This is a genomic window from Devosia indica (genome assembly GCF_003056405.1).
Classification (GTDB): Bacteria; Pseudomonadota; Alphaproteobacteria; order Rhizobiales; family Devosiaceae; genus Devosia; species Devosia indica.
In genome coordinates this window covers 39,133-53,781 of sequence record NZ_PYVZ01000009.1, presented here as the reverse complement: position 1 = coordinate 53,781, position 14,649 = coordinate 39,133, and the positions used below count along the sequence as shown (strand labels likewise).

Here is a 14,649-nt window from a genome sequence, read left to right as displayed (position 1 = left end):
ATCTCGACGGCCGGCCCCCAAAAGGGTCGGCCGTTTTGTTTTTCTGCCGCCAGAGCGCGGCCAATTGGGAGCCAGGGGCAAGGATGAGCATGCGCGTTGAATCGGATACCATGGGCCAGATCGAGGTTCCGAATGACAAGTATTATGGCGCGCAGACCGCCCGGAGCCTCCAGAATTTCGATATCGGCGGGGAAAAAATGCCCACCGAGATCATCACCGCCTTCGGTATCCTGAAGAAAGCCGCTGCCCTGGCCAATCACAAGCTGGGGCTGATGGATGAGGCCACCCGTGACCTCGTCGTTGCCGCGGCCGATGAGGTGATCTCGGGCCAGCTTTCCGAGCATTTCCCGCTGGTGGTCTGGCAGACCGGCTCGGGCACCCAGTCCAACATGAATGTCAACGAGGTCATCTCGAACCGCGCCATCGAAATGGCCGGTGGCACCATGGGTTCGAAAAAGCCCGTGCACCCCAATGACCACGTCAATATGAGCCAGTCGTCCAACGACACCTATCCCACTGCCATGCATATCGCGGCGGTCGAGGCGGTCGAAGGCTATCTTTATGAGCGCGTCATGCTGTTGCGCGACACGCTGGCAGCCAAGTCCGAAGACTATATGGATGTGGTCAAGATCGGCCGCACCCATCTGCAGGACGCGACCCCGCTGACCCTGGGCCAGGAAATATCGGGCTGGGTGGCGCAGATCGACTATGCCCTGGCCGCCATCAAGGCGACCATGCCGCAACTCAAGGAACTGGCGCTGGGCGGTACTGCCGTCGGCACCGGGCTCAACGCCCATCCCGAGTATGCCGTGACCGTGGCCCAGGAAATCGCCACGCTGACCGGCCGCGATTTCACCACCGGCCCGAACAAGTTCGCACTGCTGGCCGGGCATGATGCCTTTGTTGGCGCTTCGGGCGCGCTCAAGCAACTCGCGGCCGCCTTCATGAAGATCGCCAATGACGTGCGCTGGCTGGCGTCCGGCCCGCGTTCCGGCCTGGGCGAGATCACCATTCCGGAAAACGAGCCGGGCTCCTCGATCATGCCGGGCAAGGTCAACCCGACCCAGTCCGAGGCCATGACCATGGTTGTCGCCCAGGTGATGGGCAATGACGCCGCCATCGGCTTTGCTGCCAGCCAGGGCAATTTCGAGCTCAACGTCTTCAAGCCCGTCATTGCCTACAATTTCCTGCAGTCGGTGCGTCTCCTGGCCGATGCAGCCAAGTCGTTCAACGACAATTGCGCGGTCGGCATCGAACCCGATGCCACGCGCATCAAGCAGCTTGTCGACCAGTCGCTGATGCTGGTGACCGCGCTCAACAGGAAGATCGGCTACGACAATGCCGCCAAGATCGCCAAGACCGCGCACAGGAACGGCACCACGCTCAAGGAAGAGGCGATCAATCTCGGGCTGCTCACCGCCGAGGAATTCGACGCCGAGGTCAAGCCCGAGCAGATGGTCGGGCCGCTCAAGCTGAAGCAGTAGGGTCCCCCACCTAACCTCCTCCTGAAGAAGGGGGAGGGATCTATCGTGGAATCGGTGGCCTCGGGTTATCGCACCTCTTCTCCTCCTCTCCTTCTGGGGGAGGTCGGGAGGGGGTGTTTAGCTGTCAGGCGCCCCTGACCGCCGCCTCGATCCTCGCCACGTCGATCTTTTTCATCTCCATCATGGCATCGAAGGCGCGTTTGGCGACGTCACCGCCCTGCTGCATGGCCTCACTGAGGACGCGCGGGGTGATCTGCCAGTGGATGCCCCATTTGTCGCTGCACCAGCCACACATGCTTTCCTTGCCGCCATTGCCGACGATGGCGTCCCAATAGCGGTCGGTTTCGGCCTGGTCTTCGGTAGCGATCTGCATGGAAAAGGCTTCGGAATGCTTGAAGGCCGGGCCGCCATTGAGCCCGATGCAGGGAATGCCCATCACCGTGAAGTCCACCGTCAATACGGCCCCGGCCTTGGTCGAGGGATTGTCGCTGGGCGCGGTATGCACGGCGTTGACCCGGGTATCGGGAAAGGTCTGGGCATAGAAATTGGCCGCCTCTTCGGCGCCGGTATCGTACCAGATGCAGATCGTGTTCTTGGCATTGGGCATGGGGCGTCCTCCTGTTTGCACCGGCCGGATCGGCGGCGTTCGACGATACGACGATCAGGACAGTGCCCATTGAACAATCCAGCGACGGCTTTTTTGAGAATAACGATGTCTTTCACTGCTCATTATCCTCTGGCATGGTGGCCGGGTCGAACTGGAGACCCGCCATGAGTGAAACCGTTGTCCTGCCGACCCAGCGCGGCCCGCGCCCGCGCGGCAATGGCTTCATCGTCCCCCTGCTGGTGCTGCCATTCCTGGCCTATAACCTGGTGGTGTTCCTGCTATTTGGCGGCAATCCGGCCAATTGGGGCGCCGGCATGTTCTCCATTCCCATGCCTTCGGGCATGCCCTGGGCGATCAGCGCGGGCGACTTCCTGCTCGTTGTCGGCATCATCCTGTTGTTCTTCGAGGTGCTCAAATCCACCAACACGGCGCGCTCCTCGATCGTTGAGCACATGCTGTCCATGGTGGTGTTTGTCGCCTTCCTCGTGGAATTCCTGCTGGTCGGCGCGGCCTCGAGCTCGGTCTTTTTCCTGCTCATGGTGATGAGCCTGATCGATGTGGTGGCCGGCTTTACCGTGTCGATCACATCGGCCAGCCGCGACGTGTCGATGACCTGAGCGGCAGGCTCAGCCCGTTCGCAGGGTCAGGCAACCACGGTCTTGCGATAGCCCTGCGGCATGCGCCGCTGGGTGAGCCTCGCGGTCTGCCCATAGGCGCCCACGGCGCCCTCGGCAGTGCCGTTGCGACGGGCACGCTGGCCGGGCATATGGGCGCGCGCGGCAATCAACTGGCTGACAAAGGCGGCGGTCGGGGCGGAAAAGGCCAGCGATGGACGCGGCGTTGCCGGGCCCTGCGCCACGGGCAGGGGAGCGGAAACTGTTTCGCTTTGTGCCAGATCGGACATCGACTGTACCATTTCGGGCCGCCCTGTGCCGGAATGGCACAGACCTTGCGGCTGCATACCCCCAAATGGGGCAAGCGCCGTGCCAGATGGTAACAGTTTGTTAACAAAGTTCGATCCGCAAATGTGATCGGTTCACAGCCAAGTGCACCAACACATGCACAAAAAAGGCCGCTCGTGGGGAGCGGCCTTGCAGCTTGTAGAGATTGGGTCAGGCGTCAGAAAGTGTCCTTGCCCTTGCGGATGGCGGCGAAAACTTCCGCCGGATCGGCGCCGTCCAGGCCATAATGCCTGGCCAGTTCGGGCGCATCGGCGCGCAGGAACGGGTTGGCCTTTTTGTCCTCGCCCAGATTGAATGGAATGGTCGGCCGGCCAGCAGCGCGCAGGCTTTCCACCTCGGCGGCACGGGTCTTGAGCGCAGCATTGTCCGGGTCAATGGAGAGGGCGAATTTGGCGTTGGATTGTGTATATTCGTGCCCGCAATAAACCAGCGTGTCGTCCGGCAGCTCACGCAGGCGCTTGAGGCCGGCCCACATCGGTCCCGGCGTGCCCTCGAACATCCGTCCCACACCGAGCGAAAACAGCGCGTCGGCAGAAAAGAGATGCCCGCCTTCCGCGTCATAGAACACCACATGCCCCAGCGTGTGGCCGGGCGTCGCCATCACCGCAAAGCGGGTCTCGCCCAGTTCGAGCGTGTCGCCATCGCCCACCAGCTCGTCGAGTCCCTCGATCTTGTCGGCTTCATCGCGCGGGCCGACCACGCGGGTGCCAAAAGCCTCTTTGAGTTCGGCAATGGCCTCGACATGGTCGATATGATGGTGGGTGATGAAGATGTCGGTCAGCGTCCAGCCGCGCTGCTCGAGTGCGGCGCGAATCGGGCCGGCCTCGGGGGCATCGATGGCGGCGGTCCGGCCCGAGGCCTGGTCATGTACCAGATAGCCGAAATTATCACTGCGGGCGGCGAATACCTCCACGATCAGGCCCATATTCTGTCTCCTTCGATTTGGAATCTGCCCGCAAGCTAGGGAGGCCGCTGCATAATGACAATGCCGCATTGGACAAGATCACGGCGCTTTGGCAAGTTCGCCCAATGACCAGTGATGTCGTCCGTCTCATCGCGTTCTACAAATCCCCGCTCGGGCGCTTGTCCCGGGCGCTGGTGCGCGAACAGGTCATGGAGCTGGCGGGCGATGTGACCAGGCGGCGCATTCTGGGCCTGGGCTTTGCCACGCCCTATCTGCGCTTCACCCTTGAGCGCGCCGAGCGGGTGCTGGCTTTCATGCCCGAACGCCAGGGCGCCTCGGCCTGGCCGCGCGAGGGGCCGTCCCACACCGTGCTGTGCGATCCGCTCGAAATGCCGCTGACCGATGCCGCCATCGACCTGACCGTTGCCATTCATGCGCTTGAGCACGTGGCCGACGCAGAAGAGCTGATGCGCGAGCTCTGGCGCGTCACTGCGCCCAATGGTCATTTGCTGCTGGTGGTGCCGCGCCGCCGGGGCATCTGGGCGCAGCGCGACAATACGCCCTTCGGCCAGGGCAATCCCTATTCGGGCGGCCAGCTCGACAAGCTTTTGCGTGACCACAGCTTTGTGCCCGAGGCCTGGCGCGATGCGCTGTTCCTGCCGCCCTTCCAGTCGCGGCTGGTGCTCAGATATCCGCGTTTCTTCGAGCGTTTCGGCCGGATGCTGGGCCCGGCCATGAGCGGGGTCATCTGTATCCGCGCCCGCAAGGAAGCGTTTCCGGCCGTGCCCCGCCGCAAACGGGCCGCCCGCTATGTCCGCGTACCGGGAATGTCGACGGCGACGGCCCGCAGCGGGTAGGCCGTTTCCCGATTCAAAGGACCTGCGTGCGAAGTCTTTGCCTTTGCGCATGGCTTTGCCTATGGTCCGCGCGGGTTTTCCTGCCTTGTTGAACAGTCTCATGTCCGAACCGAAACGTCCCATTCCTCAGCCCGGCATTCTCGATATTGCGCCCTATCTGCCGGGCAAGTCCGGCGCGCCGGGCAGCCAGACCATCAAGCTGTCGGCCAATGAGTCCCCGCTCGGTGCCAGCCCCAAGGCGCTGGCCGCCATGCTCGAGGGTGCCGCCCGGCTCGAGGTCTATCCCGAAGGCTCGTCGCGCGTGCTGCGTGAGGCGCTGGGCGAGGTACATGGCATCGACCCCAATTCCATTGTCTGCGGCAATGGCTCGGATGATCTGCTGCACCTGCTGGCCCAGACCTATCTGGGCGGTGGCGATGAAGCCGTGATGAACCGGTACGGCTTTTCGGTCTATCCGATCATCACCAAGGCGGCCGGCGCCACGATCGTCATGGTCGAGGAGACCGACTACCGGGCCGATGTCGATGCCCTGCTGGCTGCGGTCACCCCGCGCGCCAAGGTGGTCTGGCTGGCCAATCCCAACAATCCCACCGGCACCTATCTCAGCGCTGCCGAGGTGCGTCGGCTGCATGCCGGTCTGCGGCCCGATATCCTGCTGGTGGTCGACAATGCCTATGCAGAATATGTCACGGCCGATGATTTCGAGGTTGGGCTGGACCTGGTGCGCGCCAACGACAATGTCGTGATGGTCCGAACCTTCTCCAAGATGGGGCTGGCCGCCGCCCGGATCGGCTGGATGGTGGGCCCGGACCATATCGTGGATGCGATCAACCGCATTCGTGGGCCGTTCAATGTCAACCTGCCGGCGCAGATGGCGGGGGCCGCCGCAACGCGTGACACCGAGTTCAACGCGAGGCTCAAGGCGCATAATGCGCAATGGCGCGACTGGTTGAGCGCCGAGCTGGCCGGCAATCGCATGCGCGTCGTGCCCAGCCAGGCCAATTTCGTCATGGTGCTGTTCGACACGTCCGAAACGGCGTCTGCCGCCTTTGCCGCCCTGGCCGCTGCGGGCTATATCGTGCGCGAAATCGGCGCCTCCTATGGCATCGACAACGGGTTGCGCATTTCCATCGGCTCGGAAGACGCCATGCGCGGCGTCGCCAAAGTGCTCAAATCCATGGACCAAACCCAATGAGCGTGCATTTCAAGAAGCTGGCACTGATCGGCATCGGCCTGATCGGCTCCTCGATTGCCCTGGCCGCCCGGCGGCAAGGGCTGGTGGAGGTCATTTCCATCGCCACGCGTCGCCAGGAAACGCTGGACGAGGCGCGCGAACTGGGTCTGGGCGATATCTATACGCTCGATGCGGCAGAAGCCGTGCGCGGTGCTGACCTCGTCATTCTCTGCGCCCCGGTTGGCGCCTATGCGGCGCTGGCAGAAGCCATTGGGCCGCATCTGGAGCCCGGCGCAATCCTCTCCGATGTCGGTTCGGTCAAGGAGCATGTGGTTCGCGTGGTCGGGCCGCATGTGCCCCGGGGGGTCAGCTTCATTCCCGGCCATCCCATCGCCGGCACGGAGCATTCCGGTCCCTCGGCAGGCTTTGCCGAACTGTTTGCCGGGCGCTGGTGCGTCCTTACGCCCACCCAGGGTGTACCGCAGGCCGATACGGACAAGCTCGTCAGCTTCTGGCAGGCCATGGGCTCGATGGTGGAATGCATGGATGCGGCCCATCACGATATGGTGCTGGCCATCACCAGCCATATTCCGCATCTGGTCGCCTATAATATCGTGGGCACGGTGGCCGATCTCGAAGCAGCGACGCAGTCGGAAGTGATCAAGTTCTCGGCTTCGGGCTTTCGCGATTTCACCCGCATTGCCGCCTCCGACCCGGTGATGTGGCGCGACGTGTTCCTCACCAATAAGGACGCGGTGCTCGAAATGCTGGGACGGTTCAGCGAGGACCTTTCGGTGCTGCAGCGTGCGGTGCGCAATGGCGATGGCGCTGCGCTCGAAACCATGTTCACCCGCACCCGCGCCATCCGCCGCTCGATCATCGATGCCGGCCAGGAAACCGCCGCCCCCGATTTCGGCCGCCCGCATGAAACCCCGCCGACCCCGGACGTGCCCTTTGTGCGCGAACACGGCGGCGGCGATGATGCTTGAGCCCGTCCCACAGGGCAAATCGCTCCAGTGGAGCGATTTGAGGGCTCAAGGCCATGAGAGCTATGCTCGAATGGCTGGCGAAGTCCCACAGGGCAAATCGCTCCAGTGGAGCGATTTGAGGGCTCAAGGCCATGAGAGCTATGCTCGAATGGCTGGCGCTGTCAGAACAGCGGTGCCAGGGCGGCGATCGGCACCAGACCTGAAGAAATTCCCCCGCCGGCGAAGTTGAGCTGGTTGCTGTGCCGGCCGGTCTCGCCGGGTACGCCCAGCACCAGGGTACGCCAGGGTTCCTCCAGATAGGGACCGATGCGCTCGGCAACGCCCAGGGAATCGATGCTGATCGACCCGGTCGGATAGCCTTGGGCGTCGAGCGTCAGTTCGCCGCTGGCGTTGAGGTCGGCCGTCCCGTCATTGGCGCGGATGCCCACGATGCGCAATTTACCCCCGGCCTGTTGCCAGTCGGGTAGAATGGGCACTGCACCCCAATCGCGGATGTCATCGGGCAGGGCGGTGACTTCCAGTTCGATTTCGGCATTGGTGTCGGTAAGCGCGATGCCGGGAGCCGACAGCGCCTCGGCCCGCAAATAGCCGGCAAGGGCGGCGCGGCCGGCCCCCTCATCGTGCATCTCGGGCATGTCGAGCAGGTGGGCTTCGATATGACCGGCCTCGGCAATCAGCGTGTCGCCGAAGAGCTGGTCGGTCCAGGTGACGCCATCGGCGATGATGGAGAGCCGGGCGATGCGCCAGTTTTCGATCCTGAGGCTGGCTTCGCTCCCGGTCCAGTTCACTTCCTGCCGCGTGCCGGTAAAGGCATCGGAGAGGGCAATTGGGCCGGTAGCAGCGCCGAGCAGATGATTGGGCCGATAGACCATGGCGCTGGCCCGCATATAGGGAATTTCGACCAGCAGGTCGCCCGAGACCACCGAGGCGGATGCGCATTCGATATCGAAGCGGAAGGGGAAGCCGCCAATGTCGAGGCTGCCGCAGACCAGTTGGGGGGCTGTCTCGCCGTCGGCAAGCGCCTGCAGCTCGATTTGCTGGCGCAACTGGCCGGCGATGAAGAACCAGGCACCGGTCCAGGCCATGACGACGAGCAGGACCAGGCTGCCCAGGATGATGATTCGCTTTTTCATGGCCTCTTCATAGCCTTGCTGCGGACTTGTCAGAAGCGGGTTTGCAGCACGCCTGTCAGGCGCCACATATCCCCGAGTGGTCAGGCGGGCTTAGGATGACCTTGCCCGGTCCGATTGGTGTCGCTAGCCTAATGGGGAAAGTGGTTGCGCTATGGCGAATGAACGAGATTTCGAAGCGTCGGAAAAAACGTACTGGGTTTTTGGCTATGGATCGCTGATCTGGAACCCCGGCTTTTCGTTTCTTGGCGCGCAATTGGGGCTGTTGCGCGGGGCGCATCGCTCGCTTTCGATCATATCACATCATCATCGGGGCACGCGGGATGTGCCCGGGCTGGTCTTCGGATTGACACGCGGCGGGTCCTGCCGGGGCATGGCGTTTGAAGTGTGTGCCAATGCCTGGGCCGAAGTGCGGGCATATCTCGATGCTCGTGAACTGGTGACGGCGGTTTACCGCGATGTCTGGCGGCCAGTAACGCTGGCCGATGGCCGCCGGGTCAGGGCGCTGACCTATGTGGTGGACGAAAGCCACGAGCAGTTTGCCGGGCAGCTAAGCCTTGAGGAGCAGGTGGCGATGATCCGCGCGGGGGTGGGGATATCCGGCCGCAATGTCGATTATGTGCTCAACACGGCTCATCACCTCAGCCAATTGGGCATCAAGGACCAGGCTCTGATGCGCCTGGCGCGGCAATTGGAGGCTGAAGGCCCGCCCGGCGCGGGCACGGGTCAAGCGGCCTGAGCGACCGGCGCTGCTGCGGGGGCGGCCTGTTCGAGGTCCCAGATGGTGGCCAGGCGATTTTCCGGCGCTGCCAGGCTGAACACATTGGTGGCGCAATCGAGCGCGAGCCGAAACCGTGTGCGGCTCATCGGATCGGCCACCAGGTCCTGAGTCGAGCCGACCCAGAGCACATGACTGCCCTTGGCAATGAGATAGAGCTCGGCATCTTCCATGGCGAACTTGTCGAGCGCCCGGGGCCGGAGGCCATAGTCGCGGCCCGAATGGCCCTGCCAATGCACCACATTGGCCCGGTCACCACCCATTCTGTGCGTATTACCCGTGAGCTTCATTGACGTTCCCCTGCGTCCCCAGAAGAAGAACAAAGTTAGAACAAATTGTATCAACCGTCAAGCGCTGCCTGGCACTGACGCTATATCTATGGTTTGGTTTGTCGCAATCGTCAATATCTAGTGTTATTGGGTCTCGCGCAGGGCATCCACACGCTCTTGCAGCTTCCCATCCGGCGGGCGTCCGATGCCCTGGTCGATCGCCTCTATGGTCAGGCGGGTCGATTCGGGTTCGATGGCCTGCTTCAGGCGCTGCAGGAAGACGTCCGGTGCCAGACCCGGCTCGATCGGTGGCAGGAAGCGGGCGCGGGCGGTTCCGGGCCAGATGACCAGGCTATTGCGGCCCCAGAACAGGCCGGAGTTGAGCGCTACGGGCACAACCGGCACATTGAGGGCGGTGTACATGCGCACAATGCCCTGGCGGTAGTCGGCCGGCGCCAGTACGGCGCGGCGGGTTCCTTCGGGGTAGATGACAATGCGGCAGCCCCGGTCGATGGCGTCGCGCGCCTGGCTGATCATCGCCGGAATGGCCTGGGCGCCCTTCTGGCGGTCGATCTCGATACAGTCGAGCGAGCGTGCGGCCCAGCCGAAAAAGGGGATGCGCATCAATTCCTTCTTGGCCACATAGGCCGGCCGGCCGGTATGGGGAAAGATGGCAAAGATGTCCCAGTCGGACTGGTGCTTGGAGGCGATGATACAACCGCCGGGCGGGATGTGCTGGTCGCCCTCGACATGCGTGCCCATGCCGGTCAGTACCCGCAGAAACACCACATTGGACCAGCACCAATAGCGGGCAATGGCCCAGCCGAACCGGGTGCGTCCGGCGACGATGCCGATTGTCCCGGCGATGATGGCAAGAATGATCGTCTGGCCAATGAACACCGCGTAAAAGATCGCGGTGCGGATCGCCTGAATTGTGGCCTTGATCGACATATGCTCCCCCGCCCTGCCGGCACTCAGTCCGTCATAGCGGGGCCGAACGCGATTGGCGAGGGCAGGGGGTCACGAGGCTTCGCTGAGATAGCGCCGCACCGTCATGCGCGAGGTGATCGCGGTGAGCACCGCAATCACCGGCACCACGGCCAGGATGAAGGCCATGCCATCCCAGCCCAGCAGGAACTGCCCGAACAGCACGCCGACCTGCGCCGTCGCTTCGCTGGGCAGGACGCTGCCTGCGGCCATGCCGATCAGGAGAAAAAACAGGATGGCGAACAGCGCGCCCAGGAACCCGCCCTGCAGGCCGATGGAGAGGAACCGCCCCTGGAATTCCCCGGCGATGAACTTGTTGGACGCGCCAATGAAGTGAAGCACATCGACGATCTCGCGATTGGTGGCCATGGCGCCGCGGGTGGCAAAGATGATCGCCAAGACGGTGGCAACGCCGATCAGGCCGAGCACCAGCAGGCCCGAGAGCACGACCGTGCCGGCCATGGTGTTGAGCTGCTGGCGCCAGGCGGCGTGGGTGTCCAGGCTTGCGCCATTGATGGCGCCGAGATTGCGCTGCAACTGCGCGACATCGGCCTCGGCCGGATCGGCAAGCTGCACCACGACGAGGCGGGGAATGGCGATGGCCGAGAGGTCGAGCCCGGCACCCAGCCAGGGTTCGAGCAGGGCCTGGCTCTCTTCAATGCTGAGCGCCCTGGCGCTGGCTACGCCGGGGGTGGACTGGGCCAGGGAAACCGCGGTGCGCAGGTTGGACTCCATCACCTCGCCTTCGGCGGGGCGGATCTGGATGGTCAGTTCCCGCCCCACATCGGCGGACCAGGCGATGGCCGATTTCTGCACCAGCACCACGCCGCCCAGGGTCACAGCCGAAAGAAAGGCCATGATGGTGACCAGCAGCAGCAGGGTGCGGCCGGCGACGCTTCTTTCCGGGACGATGGGGGCAGCGCCGCCGCGGCGCGGCAGCAGGGCAAGCAATTGCCTAATCATGGATGGTCAACTCCCCTTTGTTCAGCACCATGCGGGGATAGGGGAAGCGGTCGAGCAGCGGCAATTCATGGGTGGCCAGAATTATGGTGGTCCCCAATGTGCGGTTGAGCTCGGCAAACAGATGCACGAGCCGGCTGGACAGGTCAGGGTCGACATTGCCGGTGGGCTCGTCGGCCAGCAGGACCTTGGGCCGGGCAATGACGGCGCGGGCAATGGCGGCGCGCTGCTTTTCGCCGCCCGAAAGCAGGGTGGGCAAAGCGTGCATGCGTTCGCCCAGGCCCACCCATTCGAGCAATTCGATGACGTTGGGCCGGTATTCGCTTTCCGGCTGCCCCAATACCCGCAGCGGCAGGGCGACGTTCTCGAACGTGGTCAGATGATCGAGCAGGCGGAATTCCTGGAACACGATGCCGATATGGCGGCGCATCTGCAGCAGGCGGTCCTGGTCGAGATTGCCCACATCCTCGCCGAACATGGTGACCTTGCCGCGGCTGGGCTTGTTGGACAGCAGCAGCAGGCGCAGCAGGCTGGTCTTTCCCGCGCCGGACGGGCCGGTCAGAAAATGGAACGAGCCCGGCTCGATCGAAAAGGTCAGGTCTTTGAGGATTTCAGGGCCATTGCCATAGCGCAGGCCCACATCGGAAAATTCGATCAAGAAGCAGTGCTCCCGGGTCATCGGGCAATAAAAAGCGGTGCAAAAGCGAATCAGCTTTGCCCCATCATAGCAGCGCGACCCCGTCCACGCGGCATGCCGGCCCCATTGGGCGGGGGAAAGCGGCACAATTTTGGTGAAGGCCGGGGTTTGAGGAGTTTTAACCCCGCCAGGGATAGGGTCGCACACCCGAACGGAAATCCGCGCGCCCGATGATCATCACCTGCCCGCATTGCCAGACCAAGTATCAGGTGACTTATGAGGCCATTGGCTCGGCCGGTCGCAAGGTGCAGTGCGCGCATTGCCATCAGGCCTGGAACCAGGGCGCGCAGCCCGATGCGACCGTGACGCCCGCGGATGTTGAGGCCAACAAGCTGTTCGATGCCATGGCGGAGGATGCGCTGGACGAAGCGATGAGCGCCGAGGAAAAGACGGTGGCTGGCAAAAGACCCGCCGCCAGTTCACCGCCGCTCAATGGCCTGGCGGAGGGTATCGATCCGGCAGAGCTGAAAAAGCGGCAACAGGAATTCTCCCGCCGCCAGAACGCCATGACCTCACGCCTGCCATTGGCCCGGTTGCGGCGCGGCGCGCGGATTGCCGGTGTGGTCCTGCTGGCCGGCATTGTTGGCGGCGCTTATTTCTGGCGCGTACCGATCGTGGAGCGCTATCCCGATCTGGCCGGGCTTTATGAATCCATTGGCCTGGGGGTCAATGTGGTCGGCCTCGACTTTGCCGACCTTGAAACGCTCAAGGCGCTTTCGGGCGGCAATGACGTGCTGACTGTCTCGGCGCAGATCGTGGGGCAGTCCAGCAGGCCGGTGGCCGTACCGCCGGTCGTGGTCAGCCTGCTCGATGAGACCGGGCATGCGGTGTATGAATGGAGCGTTTCGCCACGGGTGCGGGACCTGATGGCGGGAGAACGCGCAACTTTCGATACCAGGCTGTCGTTGCCGCCCAGTGAGGCGGTGCGTGTGCGCCTCAGCTTTGCCGGGCAGTCGGGCATCGCCGGTGGGCGCAGCAGTGGCTCGCAACAGACAATGCAGGGCCAGGCGGCGCCTGCTCCGGAAACACCAGCGGCGCCGACCGCAGAGACACATGCGGCCCCGGCCGCCAGTGGCCAACACTAGGAGAGCAATCATGGCTCGCATCCTCGTTGCCGAAGACGATCCGTCCGTCCGCGCCTTTGTTGTCAGTGCCCTGACCATGAAGGGCCATGAGGTGGTGGCTGAAGACGATGGTGGGCTGGCCGCCGAAACCATGGCGGCAGAGGCAGGCCGTTTCGACCTGCTGCTGACCGATATCAAGATGCCGGTGATGGACGGCATTGCGCTCGCCCTGCAGGTTGGGGCCAGCTATCCGGACGTCACCATTCTGATGATGACCGGCTTTGCCGACCAGCGCGAGCGGGCGCATGGGCTGGATGCCCTGATCTACGATGTCATCGCCAAGCCCTTCACCCTGGCCGACCTGTTGGCCAAGGTGGATGACGCGCTCAATGGCCGGCCGGTGGAGGTTGTGCCGCTGGCGCGGCGCTCCTTGCAGTAACGCGGGACGGCCCCTCAGGTCGATGAGATCCAGTCGGGCACGCTGTCCAGCGCAATCAGCTCGTCGAGTGATTTGCGCGGACGGATGACGTGCCAGCGCGGGCCATCGACCAGCACTTCGGGGATCAGGGGCCGCGAGTTATAGGTCGAGGCCATGACCGCCCCATAGGCACCAGCGCTCATCACGGCGAGCAGATCGCCTTCCTCGACCCCGGCAATGGTTCGGTCCTTGGCCAGATAGTCGCCGGTTTCGCAGACCGGGCCGACAATGTCGCCAGTGATCGGGGGCAGGTTGGAGGGGTTGACCGGCTGGATGTCATGATGCGCCTCGTAGAGGGTGGGACGCAGCAGATCGTTCATGGCTGCATCGACGATCACAAAATCCTTGTCGCCCGTCTTCACATATTCGACCCGGGTAACAAGAATGCCGGCATTGCCGACCAGCAGCCGCCCGGGCTCGATGACCAGGGCACATCCCAATTGCCCAACCTTGTCGCGCACCACGGCGGCATAGGCCTCCGGGTGCGGCGGGGCTTCCTGGTCGTGATCATAGGGGATGCCAAGGCCGCCCCCGACATCGATATGCTCGATGCGATGGCCATCGGCCCGCAGTTCGGTGACCAGCTCGGCCATCAGGCCAAAGGCATTGCCGAAAGGTTCCAGGTCGGTGATCTGGCTGCCGATATGCATGTCGACGCCGACCGCCTCGATATTGGGCAGTTGCGCAATGCGGCGATAGACCTCGCGGGCGCGCTTGTAGGAAATGCCGAACTTGTTTTCGCTCTTGCCGGTCGAGATCTTGGCATGGGTGCGCGCGTCGACATCGGGGTTGATGCGGACGGAAACCTTTGCCGTCAGCCCCATATCGGCGGCGATCATGGAGAGGCGCTCGAGCTCAGGCTCGCTCTCGACATTGAAGCATTTGATGCCGACTTCAAGCCCGCGGCGCAGTTCGGCAATTGTCTTGGCGACGCCTGAAAAGACGATCTTGTCCGGGGCAAAGCCGGCGGCGAGCACGCGTTCGAGTTCGCCCAGCGAGACGACATCGGCACCACAGCCTTCCGAGGCCATCAGCGTGAGCACGGCCTGGTTGGAATTGGCCTTCATCGCGTAGGCAATCAGCGTTGGGATGCCCTCAAAGGCGTCGCGCACCACGCGGACATGCCGGCGCAGCGTGGCGCTGGAATAGACGTAGAACGGCGTGCCGACCTGATCTGCCAGATCGTTGAGATTGACGTCTTCGGCAAAGAGCACGCCGTCGCGATGATTGAAGTGGTGGACCATGCTTGCCCCGCTCGCCCCGCGCACCGGATGTCACCCCGGCGCAGGCCGGGGCCCATCCTGAGTGA

Annotated in this window: 17 protein-coding genes; 8 read left to right on the top strand and 9 right to left on the bottom strand. The window is 63.5% G+C overall.

All coding sequences use genetic code 11. The features are described 5' to 3' along the window. Positions 1-83: 83 nt before the first annotated feature. Positions 84-1,484: a class II fumarate hydratase gene (fumC, locus tag DDE76_RS10320; protein WP_104892891.1), complete on the top strand. Its 1,401-nt coding sequence runs from the start codon at positions 84-86 to the stop codon at positions 1,482-1,484. A gap of 124 nt (positions 1,485-1,608) precedes the next feature. Here the strand turns inward: fumC and DDE76_RS10315 are convergent, their stop codons facing one another. Further along, entirely contained in the window at positions 1,609-2,091 is a 483-nt protein-coding gene (locus DDE76_RS10315) for a VOC family protein (RefSeq protein WP_104892892.1), read from the bottom strand. A 164-nt stretch (positions 2,092-2,255) separates the two neighbouring features. Here DDE76_RS10315 and DDE76_RS10310 point away from each other — a divergent pair, with 164 nt between their 5' ends. Continuing rightward, positions 2,256-2,708 (top strand): hypothetical protein, encoded by a 453-nt coding sequence (locus DDE76_RS10310; protein ID WP_245891875.1) that lies wholly within the window; start codon positions 2,256-2,258, stop codon positions 2,706-2,708. A 26-nt stretch (positions 2,709-2,734) separates the two neighbouring features. Here DDE76_RS10310 and DDE76_RS10305 read toward each other — a convergent pair whose 3' ends face one another. Next, positions 2,735-3,007, bottom strand: coding sequence for a hypothetical protein (locus DDE76_RS10305; protein ID WP_157955750.1), 273 nt, complete (start codon positions 3,005-3,007; stop codon positions 2,735-2,737). A 203-nt stretch (positions 3,008-3,210) separates the two neighbouring features. Further along, complete coding sequence (gene gloB / locus DDE76_RS10300; protein ID WP_104892894.1) at positions 3,211-3,978, bottom strand: hydroxyacylglutathione hydrolase; 768 nt, start codon at positions 3,976-3,978, stop codon at positions 3,211-3,213. A gap of 104 nt (positions 3,979-4,082) precedes the next feature. Between gloB and DDE76_RS10295 the strand changes: the two genes are divergently transcribed. The 3 genes from DDE76_RS10295 (at position 4,083) to DDE76_RS10285 (ending at position 6,977) form a co-directional block, all read left to right on the top strand. Next, complete coding sequence (locus tag DDE76_RS10295) at positions 4,083-4,814, top strand: class I SAM-dependent methyltransferase (RefSeq protein WP_104892895.1); 732 nt, start codon at positions 4,083-4,085, stop codon at positions 4,812-4,814. A 100-nt stretch (positions 4,815-4,914) separates the two neighbouring features. After that, on the top strand, positions 4,915-6,009 hold the full coding sequence (gene hisC / locus DDE76_RS10290) for a histidinol-phosphate transaminase (protein ID WP_104894857.1): 1,095 nt from the start codon (positions 4,915-4,917) through the stop codon (positions 6,007-6,009). Next, positions 6,006-6,977 carry a prephenate/arogenate dehydrogenase family protein gene (locus tag DDE76_RS10285; protein WP_104892896.1) on the top strand — a complete coding sequence of 324 codons (972 nt, stop codon included), beginning with the start codon at positions 6,006-6,008 and terminating at the stop codon, positions 6,975-6,977. The genes hisC and DDE76_RS10285 overlap by 4 nt, the downstream gene beginning before the upstream one ends. Before the next feature lie 161 nt (positions 6,978-7,138). Here DDE76_RS10285 and DDE76_RS10280 read toward each other — a convergent pair whose 3' ends face one another. Next, the gene (locus DDE76_RS10280; protein WP_104892897.1) at positions 7,139-8,110 is read right to left on the bottom strand and encodes a DUF2125 domain-containing protein; all 972 of its coding nucleotides are present in this window, start codon (positions 8,108-8,110) and stop codon (positions 7,139-7,141) included. Between the two features lie 151 nt (positions 8,111-8,261). Here DDE76_RS10280 and DDE76_RS10275 point away from each other — a divergent pair, with 151 nt between their 5' ends. Beyond that, a complete protein-coding gene (locus tag DDE76_RS10275; protein ID WP_104892898.1) occupies positions 8,262-8,846 on the top strand; it encodes a gamma-glutamylcyclotransferase in 585 nt (194 codons plus the stop codon). Here the strand turns inward: DDE76_RS10275 and DDE76_RS10270 are convergent. From DDE76_RS10270 to ftsE, 4 genes are all read right to left on the bottom strand, one after another. Beyond that, entirely contained in the window at positions 8,834-9,175 is a 342-nt protein-coding gene (locus DDE76_RS10270) for a hypothetical protein (protein ID WP_157955749.1), read from the bottom strand. The genes DDE76_RS10275 and DDE76_RS10270 overlap by 13 nt on opposite strands. A 123-nt stretch (positions 9,176-9,298) precedes the next feature. Beyond that, positions 9,299-10,105 carry a lysophospholipid acyltransferase family protein gene (locus DDE76_RS10265; protein ID WP_104892900.1) on the bottom strand — a complete coding sequence of 269 codons (807 nt, stop codon included), beginning with the start codon at positions 10,103-10,105 and terminating at the stop codon, positions 9,299-9,301. A 69-nt stretch (positions 10,106-10,174) separates the two neighbouring features. After that, on the bottom strand, positions 10,175-11,104 hold the full coding sequence (locus DDE76_RS10260) for a cell division protein FtsX (RefSeq protein ID WP_104892901.1): 930 nt from the start codon (positions 11,102-11,104) through the stop codon (positions 10,175-10,177). Then, a complete protein-coding gene (gene ftsE, locus DDE76_RS10255) occupies positions 11,097-11,759 on the bottom strand; it encodes a cell division ATP-binding protein FtsE (RefSeq protein ID WP_104894858.1) in 663 nt (220 codons plus the stop codon). The genes DDE76_RS10260 and ftsE overlap by 8 nt, the downstream gene beginning before the upstream one ends. A gap of 209 nt (positions 11,760-11,968) precedes the next feature. On the opposite strand from ftsE, the gene DDE76_RS10250 reads away from it, so the two are divergent. Continuing rightward, positions 11,969-12,883, top strand: a complete 915-nt coding sequence (locus tag DDE76_RS10250; RefSeq protein WP_104894859.1) for a DUF3426 domain-containing protein — start codon at positions 11,969-11,971, stop codon at positions 12,881-12,883. 10 nt (positions 12,884-12,893) lie between these two features. After that, positions 12,894-13,301, top strand: coding sequence for a response regulator (locus DDE76_RS10245; RefSeq protein WP_104892902.1), 408 nt, complete (start codon positions 12,894-12,896; stop codon positions 13,299-13,301). Positions 13,302-13,315: 14 nt separating this feature from the next. On the opposite strand, the gene lysA is transcribed toward DDE76_RS10245, so the two are convergent. Continuing rightward, positions 13,316-14,584, bottom strand: a complete 1,269-nt coding sequence (lysA, locus tag DDE76_RS10240; RefSeq protein WP_104892903.1) for a diaminopimelate decarboxylase — start codon at positions 14,582-14,584, stop codon at positions 13,316-13,318. Positions 14,585-14,649: the final 65 nt, after the last annotated feature.

What these genes read in the sequence shown, in the direction of transcription:
- DDE76_RS10250 (WP_104894859.1), top strand. Translation starts at nt 11,969, where the DNA reads ATGATCATCACCTGCCCGCATTGCCAGACCAAGTATCAGGTGACTTAT.
- DDE76_RS10295 (WP_104892895.1), top strand. Translation starts at nt 4,083, where the DNA reads ATGACCAGTGATGTCGTCCGTCTCATCGCGTTCTACAAATCCCCGCTC.
- DDE76_RS10260 (WP_104892901.1), bottom strand. Translation starts at nt 11,104, where the DNA reads ATGATTAGGCAATTGCTTGCCCTGCTGCCGCGCCGCGGCGGCGCTGCC.
- DDE76_RS10310 (WP_245891875.1), top strand. Translation starts at nt 2,256, where the DNA reads ATGAGTGAAACCGTTGTCCTGCCGACCCAGCGCGGCCCGCGCCCGCGC.
- fumC (WP_104892891.1), top strand. Translation starts at nt 84, where the DNA reads ATGAGCATGCGCGTTGAATCGGATACCATGGGCCAGATCGAGGTTCCG.
- DDE76_RS10280 (WP_104892897.1), bottom strand. Translation starts at nt 8,110, where the DNA reads ATGAAAAAGCGAATCATCATCCTGGGCAGCCTGGTCCTGCTCGTCGTC.
- DDE76_RS10305 (WP_157955750.1), bottom strand. Translation starts at nt 3,007, where the DNA reads ATGGTACAGTCGATGTCCGATCTGGCACAAAGCGAAACAGTTTCCGCT.
- DDE76_RS10315 (WP_104892892.1), bottom strand. Translation starts at nt 2,091, where the DNA reads ATGCCCAATGCCAAGAACACGATCTGCATCTGGTACGATACCGGCGCC.
- gloB (WP_104892894.1), bottom strand. Translation starts at nt 3,978, where the DNA reads ATGGGCCTGATCGTGGAGGTATTCGCCGCCCGCAGTGATAATTTCGGC.
- DDE76_RS10275 (WP_104892898.1), top strand. Translation starts at nt 8,262, where the DNA reads ATGGCGAATGAACGAGATTTCGAAGCGTCGGAAAAAACGTACTGGGTT.
- hisC (WP_104894857.1), top strand. Translation starts at nt 4,915, where the DNA reads ATGTCCGAACCGAAACGTCCCATTCCTCAGCCCGGCATTCTCGATATT.
- DDE76_RS10270 (WP_157955749.1), bottom strand. Translation starts at nt 9,175, where the DNA reads ATGAAGCTCACGGGTAATACGCACAGAATGGGTGGTGACCGGGCCAAT.
- DDE76_RS10285 (WP_104892896.1), top strand. Translation starts at nt 6,006, where the DNA reads ATGAGCGTGCATTTCAAGAAGCTGGCACTGATCGGCATCGGCCTGATC.
- DDE76_RS10265 (WP_104892900.1), bottom strand. Translation starts at nt 10,105, where the DNA reads ATGTCGATCAAGGCCACAATTCAGGCGATCCGCACCGCGATCTTTTAC.
- lysA (WP_104892903.1), bottom strand. Translation starts at nt 14,584, where the DNA reads ATGGTCCACCACTTCAATCATCGCGACGGCGTGCTCTTTGCCGAAGAC.
- DDE76_RS10245 (WP_104892902.1), top strand. Translation starts at nt 12,894, where the DNA reads ATGGCTCGCATCCTCGTTGCCGAAGACGATCCGTCCGTCCGCGCCTTT.